This is a genomic window from Kitasatospora sp. NPDC056783 (assembly GCF_042789895.1).
Classification (GTDB): Bacteria; Actinomycetota; Actinomycetes; order Streptomycetales; family Streptomycetaceae; genus Kitasatospora.
The window spans coordinates 1-11,495 of the sequence record NZ_JBHUAF010000275.1; the positions used below are offsets into that span (position 1 = coordinate 1).

9 protein-coding genes are annotated in these 11,495 nt (G+C 74.8%); 3 read left to right on the forward strand and 6 right to left on the reverse strand.

From position 1 onward, the window contains the following. Positions 1–806, reverse strand: an 806-nt coding sequence (locus tag ACFRMQ_RS29540) for a DUF5995 family protein (RefSeq protein WP_380733722.1), incomplete at its 3' end; no start/stop codon positions are given. A gap of 207 nt (positions 807–1,013) precedes the next feature. Between ACFRMQ_RS29540 and ACFRMQ_RS29545 the strand changes: the two genes are divergently transcribed. Then, a complete protein-coding gene (locus tag ACFRMQ_RS29545; protein WP_380733723.1) occupies positions 1,014–1,844 on the forward strand; it encodes a poly-gamma-glutamate hydrolase family protein in 831 nt (276 codons plus the stop codon). A gap of 56 nt (positions 1,845–1,900) precedes the next feature. Here ACFRMQ_RS29545 and ACFRMQ_RS29550 read toward each other — a convergent pair whose 3' ends face one another. After that, positions 1,901–2,290 carry a DUF3224 domain-containing protein gene (locus ACFRMQ_RS29550; RefSeq protein ID WP_380733724.1) on the reverse strand — a complete coding sequence of 130 codons (390 nt, stop codon included), beginning with the start codon at positions 2,288–2,290 and terminating at the stop codon, positions 1,901–1,903. Positions 2,291–2,393: 103 nt separating this feature from the next. Next, entirely contained in the window at positions 2,394–3,485 is a 1,092-nt protein-coding gene (locus tag ACFRMQ_RS29555) for a PP2C family protein-serine/threonine phosphatase (protein ID WP_380733725.1), read from the reverse strand. A gap of 274 nt (positions 3,486–3,759) precedes the next feature. On the opposite strand from ACFRMQ_RS29555, the gene ACFRMQ_RS29560 reads away from it, so the two are divergent. After that, on the forward strand, positions 3,760–4,713 hold the full coding sequence (locus ACFRMQ_RS29560; RefSeq protein WP_380733726.1) for a pseudouridine synthase: 954 nt from the start codon (positions 3,760–3,762) through the stop codon (positions 4,711–4,713). Here ACFRMQ_RS29560 and ACFRMQ_RS29565 read toward each other — a convergent pair. The 3 genes from ACFRMQ_RS29565 to ACFRMQ_RS29575 all read right to left on the reverse strand — a co-directional run bounded on the left by ACFRMQ_RS29565 (position 4,710) and on the right by ACFRMQ_RS29575 (position 10,804). Next, a complete protein-coding gene (locus ACFRMQ_RS29565) occupies positions 4,710–5,117 on the reverse strand; it encodes a VOC family protein (RefSeq protein WP_380733727.1) in 408 nt (135 codons plus the stop codon). The genes ACFRMQ_RS29560 and ACFRMQ_RS29565 overlap by 4 nt on opposite strands. Positions 5,118–5,384: 267 nt before the next feature. Next, positions 5,385–9,059, reverse strand: a complete 3,675-nt coding sequence (locus ACFRMQ_RS29570; RefSeq protein ID WP_380733728.1) for a SpoIIE family protein phosphatase — start codon at positions 9,057–9,059, stop codon at positions 5,385–5,387. Positions 9,060–9,274: 215 nt separating this feature from the next. Continuing rightward, a complete protein-coding gene (locus ACFRMQ_RS29575) occupies positions 9,275–10,804 on the reverse strand; it encodes an MFS transporter (protein WP_380733729.1) in 1,530 nt (509 codons plus the stop codon). Between the two features lie 116 nt (positions 10,805–10,920). Here ACFRMQ_RS29575 and ACFRMQ_RS29580 point away from each other — a divergent pair, with 116 nt between their 5' ends. Continuing rightward, a complete protein-coding gene (locus ACFRMQ_RS29580; RefSeq protein WP_380693743.1) occupies positions 10,921–11,466 on the forward strand; it encodes a winged helix-turn-helix transcriptional regulator in 546 nt (181 codons plus the stop codon). The last annotated feature ends 29 nt before the right edge of the window (positions 11,467–11,495 follow it).

Genomic DNA, 11,495 nt, shown 5'->3' on the forward strand with positions numbered 1-11,495 from the left:
GCCGTGGCGTGCGCGGGGGCGATCGGCGTGGAAGAGGCCGACGCGGAGGCGGGCGACACGGGGGCGGACGGCTCTCCGCCGGGCCCGAGCGGGAGCAGCAGGGCCCGGCCGAGCAGCGCGACCGAGCCGTCCAGCGCGGTGGCGAAGGTCCGGGCGGCGCGCGGCAGGTGCCGCAGTTCCCACAGTGCCTCGACGGCGTCCCAGGCGCCCTCGCGGGCGGCCTCGACCGACCAGGCGCCGAGCAGGTGGGTGAGCGGCTCGGCGAGCTCCAACAGGTCGGCCCCGGGCAGCAAACGCTCCCGGGCGGCCGCTTCCACCCGGGCGAGCACCCCGTTGATCCGGTGGTAGTCCGCCCGCAGGTCGGCCGGCTCGCAGCGCCGGCGGCGGCAGGTGTCCACGACGGCGAGCGGCAGGTCGTGCTGGATGTGGGCGACCATCCCGGCCAGCGCGAACTGGAGCGGGTGCACGCCCGGGTGGGCGCGCAGCGCGAACAGCGGCCGCCAGCAGGCGGGCGGCCGGTGCCCGGCGGCGTCGGCGGCCACGGCCCGCAGGTACCGTCCGGCGAACACCACGTCCAGCTCGGCCACCGCGGGCGGGTCGGTGAAGTACCCGTCGCCCAGCCGGTCGCGGACCGCCTCCGTCACGGTGAGGTAGAGCCGGTCGAAGACCGCCACCCCGTCCGTCGGCGGCAGCACCGCCCCGATCTCCCGTAGCCGGCCCACCACTTGCCCGACCGTGCCCGTCCTCGTGCTCGCCGCCGCCTTCACGAGTGCCGTCGTCGTCCGATCCACCGCCGTGTCGGCCATGTGCCGCCCTCCGATGCCGGTCGCGCACTGATCGCATCATCGTGGCAGCGAGGTTGACCGCTCGGTGGGTGCAGCACGTGTCCGCTGAGCCGGTGTCACACGATCGGGCTGATCTCGTCGCGGAACGTCACTTCTGTGGTTGTGGCCTTGTTCAAGATATTTCGATCCCTTTGTCCGATTCATAACTTCCTGTCATGATCTGTGGTCATGATCAACCGTCGCACCTTGATCGCCGCGTTCGCCGCGGCCCCGGCCCTCGGCACGCTCGGTGCCGCGGTGGGGAGCACCCCCGCGAGCGCCGCCGACGTGTACCCCTCCAACGCCGCCCTCTACGCCGACCCGGCCCTGGTCGAGGGCGTGGACTACGGCCGCCGCTACCGTCGGCACCTGATCGACGACCAGAGCCCGCGGAGCCGCACGCCGTTCGTCCGGACCACCGTCATCGCCCCGCACGGTGGCGGCATCGAGGGCGGCACCTCCGAACTGTGCCTGGCCGTCGCCGGCTACCACCCGGCCGGCCTCGCCCCGACCCCGCCCGCCGGGCCGACGTACGACTTCTGGATGTTCGAGGGCCTGCGCTCCGCCGACAACGGCGGACTGCACGTCACCTCGACCCGCTGCGACGACGGGGTGGCCCGGGCGATGTGCGGCGGCAGCCTCAACGTGCTGGCGCTGCACGGCTGCACCACCGCCAAGGCCGGTCTGGAACCCGGGGCCCGGGCCGTGCTGGTCGGCGGCCTGGACCCCGCCTTCCGCCAGTACCTGATGGAGGAACTGGCGGCCGCGGACCTCCGGGTCGTGACGGCCTCCGGGGACGAGGAGATCGCGGGTGTCTCCCCGGAGAACATCTGCAACCGCGGCCTGCTCGGTACCGGCGCCCAGCTGGAGTTGACCGCCGAACTGCGGGCCGCGATGTTCACCCCGGGGAAGAACACCCGCCCCGATCGGGCGGCCAACACCCTGCCGCTGTTCTGGAGCTTCACGACGGCGGTCCGGACGGCGATCGGGCGCATGGAGGCCGACCAGCCCGTCCTCTGACGCCCGGGCGGGGCGGGTCAGGGCGGGTCAGGGCGGTCGGGCTCGCCGAGGTCGGCTCAGCCCAGCCGGTACTCCAGGACGTAGGTGTGGGTGCCGGACTCGTCGATGGTCAGCCGGAACTCCCCGGTGATCCCGGCCAGCTCGCCCGCGCCGGTGCCCGGCACCACGCGTATCGTCACCCCGGTCGTGTCCCAGGCCGTGTGCTGGAGCACGAACGAGCCCTTGCGGCCGTCCAGTTCACCCGTCACGTGCTCCACCGCGACGTACGAGGCCGGGCCGCCGGAGGCGTCACCGACCGACAGCATCCGCACCTCGCCGCGCCCGATCAGCCCGCCGGTGAAGGTCTTGGCGATCCGGATCCGCCCGAAGGACGCGCCCTCGTGCTGCTCCGTCTCCACCGGTTCGAACGCCGTCAGCTCGAACGACCCGCTCGCCCTGTTCGCCATGGCACCGTCCCCTCGTCGATCCTCGGTCGGCGGCCGACGGGCTCGCCGCCGACCTGGACCGACCCTTGCACACACCACTGACAATCGAGGCCGCGACCGCCGGTCACGGGTCCCAGCGGATCGCCAGCACCGCCGCGTCGTCGGCCAGCCCGGTGTCCCCGACCCAGCCGTCGACGTCCGCCAGCACGGCGTCCAACAGGTCCGCCGGGGTGCCGCCGTGGAGGCCGGGCAGCCGGTCGGCGATCGGGTAGAACCCGCCCGCGGCGTCCCGGGCCTCCGACACCCCGTCGGTGTGCAGGAGCAGCAGGTCGCCCGGCTCCGGGTCGAACCGCCGGTCCGGGTACGTACCGCCGGTGAGCCCGAGCAGTCCCAGCGGCGGCGCCGCGAACGGGGGATCCAGCTCGCTCACCCGGCCCGCCCGGCGCAGCAGCGGGGGCGGGTGGCCGCAGTTCACCAGCCGTACCGGCCCCCGGCCGGGCGGCACGTCGAGCAGCAGCGCGGTGGCGAACCGCCCCTCGTCCGGCTGCCGGGCGGCGAGCGCCGCGTCCAGCCGCCGTGCGAGCCGCCCGGGGTCGGGCTCGGTCCGCGCGGCCTCCCGGAACACCCCGAGGACGTCCGCCGCCGTCTCCACCGCCGGGAGCCCGTGCCCCTGGACGTCCCCGAGCAGGATGCGCACCCCGAAGCGGGTCTCCACCACGGCGTACAGGTCCCCGCCGATCCGGGCCTCGGCCGCCGCCGCGACGTAGCGCACCGCCAGGCGCAGCGGGCCGATCCGCTCCGGCGGCGGGCGCAGCAGGGCCCGCTGCGCCGCCTCGGCGACCGTCCGGACCTGGAACAGCTCCCGTTCGCGGGCCGCCACCAGGACGACGCTGGCGGCGCTGGCCAGCGTCGAGGCCAGGACGGTGACCTGCACGCTGATCCGCACCGAGAGCGGCAGCTCCGCGTTGGCGGACTCCAGCAGCCCGACCGAGAGCAGTGCCACCGCGCCGACCAGCAGCGGTACCCGGGGTTTGCGGGTGGTCGCCCCGGCCAGCACCGGGGCCACCGCGAGCAGCGGCGCCAGGGTGCTCCCGGGCCCGATGGCCAGCGCGGCCACCACGGCGGCGACCAGCAGCACGAGCGCGCCGTAGAGGAGCAGCCGGGTCCGTCTCGGCAGGTGCAGCGGCGGCACCCCGTCCGGGCCGTCGGCGGTCACGCGTCCTCCAGGGGTCCGTCGGATGATCCGACGGGTGTGCGGCGGCCGGGTGCGGCCGGTGGGTTCCGTCCGCCGGGTTCCGGCTGGTGGTCTCGGCTGGTGGTCTCCGGTGGGCGGCCGGGGCCGGTCCGCCGGAAGGCCGTCCACCGGGTGCCCGGGGACGGCCGGAGGCCCCCGGCGGAACGAGGGCCTCCGGTCCACTCTCCCCGCCCAGCCCCGGGTCGGCACCTCGGAGGCGGGCCGCGCACCGGCGCGCACTACGCTGGGCCGGGAGATGAGACGCAAGAGCCGCCGCCCGACTTCCCCCCTTCCGCAGCGCCACGGCGTGGACCCGGTGCACCTCCGGCTGCCGCTCGAAGGCCCCTGGCCGACGGTGCGGGACCACCTGGTGGACCGGCTGCCCGCCGTGGCCGCCGAGCGGATCGACGCGGCCCTGCGGGACGGCGAGATCGTCGGCGAGAACGGCCCGATCGCCCCGGCGGAACCGTTCCGCCCCGGCACGCACCTGTGGTTCTACCGGGACCTGCCGGAGGAGGTGCCCGTCCCCTTCGACCTGGTCGTCCTGCACCGGGACGAGCACCTGGTGGTGGTCGACAAGCCGCACTTCCTGGCGACCACCCCGCGCGGCCGGCACGTCACCGAGACGGCGCTCTCCAAGCTGCGGCACACCCTCGACCTGCCCGCGCTCAGCCCCGCGCACCGGCTGGACCGGCTCACCGCCGGCCTGGCCATGTTCGTCGTCCGCCCCGAGGAGCGCGGCGCCTACCAGACGCTGTTCCGCGACCGCCTGGTGCGCAAGGAGTACCAGGCGGTCGCGGCGTACGACCCGGAGCTGACCCTGCCGCGCACCGTGCGCAGCCACATCGTCAAGGAGCGCGGGGTGATCGCCGCCCAGGAGGTCGACGCGCCGCCGAACAGCGAGAGCCGGATCGACCTGCTGGAGCGCCGCGACGGCCTGGCGCGCTACCGGCTGCGGCCGCTGAGCGGGCGCACCCACCAGCTGCGGCTGCACATGTGCGGGCTGGGGCTGCCGATCCTCGGCGATCCGGTCTACCCCGAGGTGCTGCCCGAACCGGCCCCGGACGACTTCCGCCGCCCGCTGCAACTGCTCGCCTCCACCGTCGAGTTCACCGACCCGCTGACCGGCCGCGAACGCCGCTTCGAGACCCGCCGCACGCTGGCCGCCTGGACCGACCCGCAGGGCTGGGCGGACGGGTCCGGGTCCTAGAGGTCGCCTCCGGGCGCGGCCGCCGGGCCGGTGGCCGCGCGGTCGGACTCGCTGCGCAGGACGCAGAACTCGTTGCCCTCGGGGTCCGCGAGGACGGCCCAGCCCGCTCCGTCGGGCTCCCGGCGGTCGGCGACCATGGTGGCCCCGAGGGCCAGCAGCCGTTCGACCTCCGGTTCGCGCGAGGTCGACGGGCGCAGGCACAGGTGGACCCGGTTCTTGGCCGTCTTCGGCTCCGGCACCTGGTTGAAGTACAGCACCGGGCCCTCCGGGAGCATCACCTGGGTCTCCCGGTCGCCCGGCCGGTCCTGCGGACCCAGCGGACAGCCGGTCACCTCGCTCCAGAACCGTGCCAGCCCGTAGGCATCCGCACAGTCGATCGCCACGTTCTGCACCACCGAGATCATGCGGGTGATCCTGCCCGAGCGCGGTCCGGTCCGCCACCCTCGGCTCAGGCGAGCGGGGTGCGGGCGGCGTGGTCGGTGTCCAGGCACTCACGGACGGCGGTGGTCGGACCGTCCGTCATGGTGAAAGCGCGGAGGCGGTGGTTCCGGTACGCGGCGCCGGTGCCGGCCGACGACCGTCCGCCGGCGCCGCGGTTCCGGGTGGTTCCCCGCGCGAAGTCCCGGATGACGGCCCGAATGACGGCCCCGGATGACGCCGGGGGCGAGGCCCTACACGAAGCCCGGCGGCAGTTCCAGCTCGAACCAGACCACCTTGCCGTCCTGGGTCCGTCGGCTGCCCCAGCGGTGCGCGAGCTCGTTGACCAGGTGGATGCCGCGCCCGCCCTCGTCCTCGCTGTGGGCGCGGCGGATCCGGGGCACCTCGGGCTCCTGGTCGGCGACCTCGACGGTGAGCACCCGGTTGCAGAACAGCCTGAGCTGGGTGGGCGATCCGGCGTGCACCAGGGCGTTGGTGATCAGTTCGCTGGTGAGCAGCTCGGCCCAGTCGGCGAGCGCGTCGAGGCCCCAGGCGGCCAGGGTCTCGCGGGTGAAGCGGCGCGAGTGGGCGACCATCGCGTGGTCGCCGGTGAGCGGCAGGGTGGCGATCCGGTCCGCCCCCTTCGGGCGGACCTGCGCCATGATGACGGCGATGTCGTCCTCGCCGGTGGTTTCGGTGAGCCGGGCCAGGACGGCGTCGCAGGTCTGTTCCAGCGAGCCGCGCCGGTCGGCGACCATGCGGCACAGCAACCCCAGTCCCTCGTCCAGGTCCTGGCCGCGGCGCTCGACCAGTCCGTCCGTGTAGAGCGTCAGGATGCCCTCCTCGGGGAGGGTGAACTCGGCGCTCTCGAAGGGGACTCCGCCGACGCCCAGCGGGGTGCCGGAGGGCAGCTCGATCAGGCGGGCGTTCCCCCGGTCGTCGGCGACCACGGGCGGCAGGTGACCGGCACTGGCGGCGGTGCAGCGGCGGTCCACCGGGTCGTACACCACGCAGACGCAGGTGGCGAACTGCCCCTCGCCGACCGTCCCGGTGGCTTCGTCCAGCCGGTACAGCACCCGCGCCGGGTCCAGGTCCAGGGTGATCAACGTCCGTGCCGCAGTGCGGAGTTGGCCCATGGTCGCGGCGGCCCGGATGCCGTGGCCCATCACGTCGCCGACGATCAGGGCGACCCGCCCGGAGGACAGCGGCACCACGTCGAACCAGTCGCCGCCGACCTCGCTGACCACGCTGCTGGGCAGGTACCGGTAGGCGAGGTCCAGCCCGAGGGTGCGGTGCACCTCCTGCGGCAGCAGGCTGCGCTGGAGGGTGAGTGCGGTGTCCCGCTCGCGGCGGTAGAGCCGGCCGTTGTCGATCGCGAGCGCGGTGCGGGCGGCCAGTTCCTCGGCCAGCGAGCGGTCCGCCGGGCCGAACGGCGCCGGATTGCGGCTGCGGACGAACTCCGCGCCGCCCAGCACCTGTCCGCGCGCCACCAGCGGCACCATCAGGTACGAGTGCACCCCGGCCTCCAGGCTCGGACGCACCCGGTCGGGCGAGGCGACGATCCGGCGCAGCTCCTCCTCGGTCACCTCGGCGACCAGGATCGAGCGGCGGGTGCGCAGGCTCTGCGCGTACAGCTGGGCGGACTGCGAGGCCTCGCCGACCGAGTCGGACGCCCCCTGCATGTCGGTGCCCGAGGACGTGTCACCGACCGCCACCGCCCGCATCAGCACCCCGCCCTCCGCCGGGACGGGCCCGGGCTCCTCGCCGCTGAGCACCGCGTCGCGCAGATCCACGGTGACGAAGTCGGCGAAGCGTGGGATCACCACCTCCACCAACTCCCGTGCGGTGCGGTGTAGATCGAGGGTGGTGCCGATCCGGTTGCTGGCCTCGTTCAGCAACGACAGCCGCTGTTGGGCGGCCCAGGCCTCGTCCAGCGCCCGCTGCCGGGCGGCGGCCGCGTCGCGTTCACGGGTGAACAGCAGCGCGTTGTCGATCGAGACGGCCGCCCGCACCGCCAACTCCCCGGCCAGCGCCACGTCGTCCTCCTCGTACGGGCGGTCGACCAGGGTGCGGTAGAAGCCCGCCACGCCGACCGGGGTGCCGCGCGCGATCAGCGGGACCACCATGAACGACAGCACGTTCTGCTCCCGTACGGCGGCGGTGCGCACCGGGTCGTCGGCGAACCAGGCCATGCCCTTCTCGTCCATCCGCGGCACCAGCACCGGCTCGCGGTGCGCCAGGCACCACGCGTACGGCGAGCCGGGCAGGAAGCGGTGCAGGTTGCCGGTGCGGGCGATCGGCGCCAGGGTCGAGCCGTCCACCGAGTGGAAGGCCATCCGCCGCAGCAGGGCCGAACCGTCCGCCGGGGCGGTCGCCTCGCGCTCGCCTCGGACCAGTTCCTCCAGCACCTCCACCACCACCGAGTCGGCCAGCCTGGGGGTCGCCACCTCCGCCAACTCCTGGGCGGTCTGGGCGAGATCGAGCGTGGTGCCGATCCGGGCGGAGGCCACGTTCACCAGCGCCAGCCGCTCCTGCGCGGCCTTCGCCTCGCGCAGCGCCTGCTGTCGGTCCAGGACGGTCCGGTGCTGGCGCAGGTACAGCCGGGCGTTGTCGATCGCGACGGCCGCGCGCGAGGCCAGCTCGTCGCCGAGCGTGATGTCGGCCTCCGCGAAGGACTCGCGCGAGCCGCGCCGGGAGTAGACCATCATCCCGAGCGTCGTGCCGCGCGCCACCAGCGGCGTGATCCGCACCGAGCGCGGCCGGTCGCCGAGGTAGGCCTGGCGGCGGCTCTCGTTGACGCCCTCGCTCAGCATGTCCAGCTCCCAGGACGGCACCACCACCGTCCGCCCGCTGATCATCGCCCGGGCGTACGGGGAGTCCGGCGCCAGCTCGTACACGGCCTCCACCGGAAGTGCCTCGGCCGGGTAGAGCGCGTCGGCGGAGGCGATCGCCAGGCGGCGGACCACCAGCGGGGCGTCCGGCGCGCCCGGCTCGACGTCCCGGCCGGCCATCGGCTCCTCCAGTCCGAACACCGCGCTGATGTCGGAGACCCTGGGCACCATGGCGTCCACCAGTTCCCGGGCGGTCTGCCGCAGGTCCAGCGTGGTGCCGATCGAGGCGCTCGCGTCGACCAGCAGGGACAGCCGCTCCTGGGCGCGGGCCGCCCGGGCGTCGGCGTGGAAGCGCTCGGTGATGTCGATGACCGTGGCGCACACCCCGAGCACCCGGCCGCCGCGGTCCTTCAGCCGGAAGTAGGAGGCCGACCAGGCGTGGTCGTGGTGCGGATCGGCCGGGGTGCGGCCGTGCGCCAGGTCGTCGACCACCGGCACGCCGGTCGCCAGCACCCGGCGGATCACCTCCTCGGACTCGGGACCGTTGATCCCGGGCAGCGCCTCGGTGAGCCGGCGGCCCAGCGGCTCCTCGGTCCCCAGGCCGTTCAGTTCGGCCAGCGCCTCGTTCAGCCGGACGAAGCGCAGATCGGTGTCGAACACCGCCATGCCCACCGGGGACTGGGTGAAGAAGCCGTCGAGGAGCGCCAGGTCCGCCTGGAGCCGGTGCAGCGTGGTCACCTCGGAGGCCACCGCCAGCACCATCCGGGCGCCGCCGGGGCCGCGGATCGGGTGGGTGCGGAACTCCAGGCTCACCAGGTGCCCGTCCCGGTGCCGCACCGGGAACACCCCGGACCACGACCGGCCCGCGAGGATCTCCTGGAACAGCCGGAGCACGGCCTGCCGGTCCTCGTCCGGAGCCAGCAGCCCCGAGGCCCGCGCCCCCACCGCGTCCTGCGCACGGTGTCCGAGCAATGCCTCGGCGTCACTGCTCCAGTGCAGGATCCGTCCGTCGGCATCGATCAGCGCCGTGGCGATCGGCACCGTCAACAGGGCGTCCTGCCGTGACTGCCCCGGGCGCTTCAGATAGTCGTCGACCATGGCCAGAGAACCGTCCCAGAGACCGTCCGGAGATCGTTCCCACCAGCCCTGCCATCTTCGCACGCGGCCCCGCGGGCCCGCTTCCCGTGCGCGTTCCCCGGGGCCGTTCCCCGGTCCGCCGCGGCCGTGCACCGGGGGCCGGGCGGGGCCGGTCTCCCGGGCGTCGCAGCGGCGGCCGTGGCGGGCGGGCGTGAGAGGTCGAACGGACCGACTTCTCACGCCTTCGTGGTGGCGGTCGCGTTCGTGGTGGCGGTCGCGGGCCCGACGGCTTCTGCGGACTCCGCGGGTTCGGGGGCGGGCCGCCGGCTCGTGCGGGACTCGGTGGCACGGGACTCGGTGGCGAGGGAACTGGTGGCACGGGATTTGGTGGCGAGGATGAGGAGGGCACCCAGGAAGCAGAGGACGGTGGCGACCAGGACGGCCCGGTCGGTGCCCGCCGCGAGGGACCGGGCGGTCGGATGGGCGGAGCCGGCGGCGGTGACGGCGATGGCGACGCCGAGGGCCGAACCCAGGTAGCGGGCGGTGTTGTTGGCGCCCGAGCCCATGGCCGCCCGGTGCGCGGGGACACTGCTGACCGCGAGCCGGGCCAGCGCGGCGTTCAGCACGCCGCTGCCGATACCGGCGATCGCCAGCCCCGGGGCCAGCCGCAGCCATGACGAGTCGGGGCCGAACCCGTACAGCCCGGCCTCCCCGACGCCGCAGACCAGCAGGCCGAGGACGACCTGGCTGGTCGCCGAGAGCCGGGTGGCGAGGCGGCGGGCCTGGAGCGCGGAGACCACCGAGAGGCCCGACCACAGGACCAGCACACCGGCCGCGGCCGGCCCGGACAGGCCGAGCACACCCTGCAGCAGGGTGGGCAGGTAACTCATGAATCCGACCAGTGACAGCCCGGTGAACAGGGCCCCGCCGGTGGCGGCGACGAAGCCGGGGTCGCGGAACAGGGCGAGGTCCAGCATCGGCTCCCGGACCTTCGCCTCGACGACCGCGAACGCCGCCAGCAGCAGCACCCCGCCCACCAGCAGGGCCAGCACCGTCGGGCGGCCCCAACCGGTGCGGCCCTCGGCCAGCCCGGCGATCAGGCCGGACGTCCCGGCGGCGAGGGTGAGCACCCCGTACGGGTCGAGGGCGCGCGGTCGCTCGGCGCGCGATTCGGTGAGGACGGCGGCGGCCAAGGCGGCCAGGGCGGCCGAGGCCACCGCGATCCCGGCACTGACCGCGCGCCATCCGGCCCACTGCTGGACCAGGGCGCCGTACAGCGGCCCGATCGCGATGCCGAGGCCGACCGCCGCGCCCCAGACGCCGAGCGCCCGGATCCGGCCGGGGCCCGGTGGGTAGGCGTGGCTGATCAGGCCGAGGGCCGGGGCCAGGACGGCCGCCGAGGCGATCCCGAGGAGTACCCGGGAGGCCAGGTAGACCGCGCCCCCGGGGGCCAGTGCGCCGAGTGCCTCGGCTGCGGCGAACAGCAGCACGCCGGTGGTGAAGACCCGCTTGCGGCCGTGGTCGTCGGCGGCGCTCCCGGCGGTGAGCAGCAGCGCCGAGATGCCGACCAGCGTGCCGGTGAGGATCCAGGTGCGGCCGGAGGCGCCCAGGTGGGCGGCCTGGGCGGTGGCGACGAGCGAGGCGGTCGGGGCGGTGTAGGCGATGGTGCCCAGGGCGGTCGCCGTGGCGGTGACCGCGAGGGTGGCACCGGGCCGGACGCGCTGGTCCGCGGGGACGGGGGAGGAGCCGGGTGGTGCGGGGGGCATGGGTGTTCCCTCCGGGCCGGACCTGACGGTCTGGTGAATGAACCTTCTCGGGCGGCACGCTACCACTGTCAGTCTGTTCATTGAACCCATTGGGTGTGTGGACTAGGCTGGCGCTCATGGCCCTGGGAACCGACTACGAGCTGCAGGAGTGCGCGCTGGCCCGCGCGCTGGAGGTGGTCGGCGAGCGCTGGAGCCTGCTGATCATTCGCGACGCGTTCCTCGGTGTGCAGCGCTTCAACGATTTCCTCACCCACCTCGGCATCCCGCGCGCCGTCCTCACCTCGCGCCTCAACGCCCTGGTCGCGGCCGGGGTGCTGCGCAAGGAGCCGTACCAGCAGGCGCCCCTGCGCCACGGCTACCTGCTCACCGAAACGGGCCTCGAACTCTGGGGGCCGCTCTACCAGTTGAGTCGCTGGGGCGGCAGGCACGCCAGCGAGGGCGGCGGGCCGCACCACCTCTTCGCGCACGCCGCCTGCGGTTCCGACCTCGACCTCGTCGGCACCTGTCCGGCCTGTGGCGGCGCACCGGTTCCGCCGACCGAGGTCGTGATGCGGCCCAACCCGGCCCGCGCCGCCGGCCGGCGCGAGGACCCGGTCTCCCGCGCCCTGGGCGGCCCCCGTCCGCTGCTCGAACCGATCGCCTCGGCGGCGGTGCCGGGCTGATCGCCGCCCGCACCGCGAGAGGACGGGGC

What these genes read in the sequence shown, in the direction of transcription:
- ACFRMQ_RS29545 (WP_380733723.1), top strand. Translation starts at nt 1,014, where the DNA reads ATGATCAACCGTCGCACCTTGATCGCCGCGTTCGCCGCGGCCCCGGCC.
- ACFRMQ_RS29550 (WP_380733724.1), bottom strand. Translation starts at nt 2,290, where the DNA reads ATGGCGAACAGGGCGAGCGGGTCGTTCGAGCTGACGGCGTTCGAACCG.
- ACFRMQ_RS29560 (WP_380733726.1), top strand. Translation starts at nt 3,760, where the DNA reads ATGAGACGCAAGAGCCGCCGCCCGACTTCCCCCCTTCCGCAGCGCCAC.
- ACFRMQ_RS29565 (WP_380733727.1), bottom strand. Translation starts at nt 5,117, where the DNA reads ATGATCTCGGTGGTGCAGAACGTGGCGATCGACTGTGCGGATGCCTAC.
- ACFRMQ_RS29570 (WP_380733728.1), bottom strand. Translation starts at nt 9,059, where the DNA reads ATGGTCGACGACTATCTGAAGCGCCCGGGGCAGTCACGGCAGGACGCC.
- ACFRMQ_RS29575 (WP_380733729.1), bottom strand. Translation starts at nt 10,804, where the DNA reads ATGCCCCCCGCACCACCCGGCTCCTCCCCCGTCCCCGCGGACCAGCGC.
- ACFRMQ_RS29580 (WP_380693743.1), top strand. Translation starts at nt 10,921, where the DNA reads ATGGCCCTGGGAACCGACTACGAGCTGCAGGAGTGCGCGCTGGCCCGC.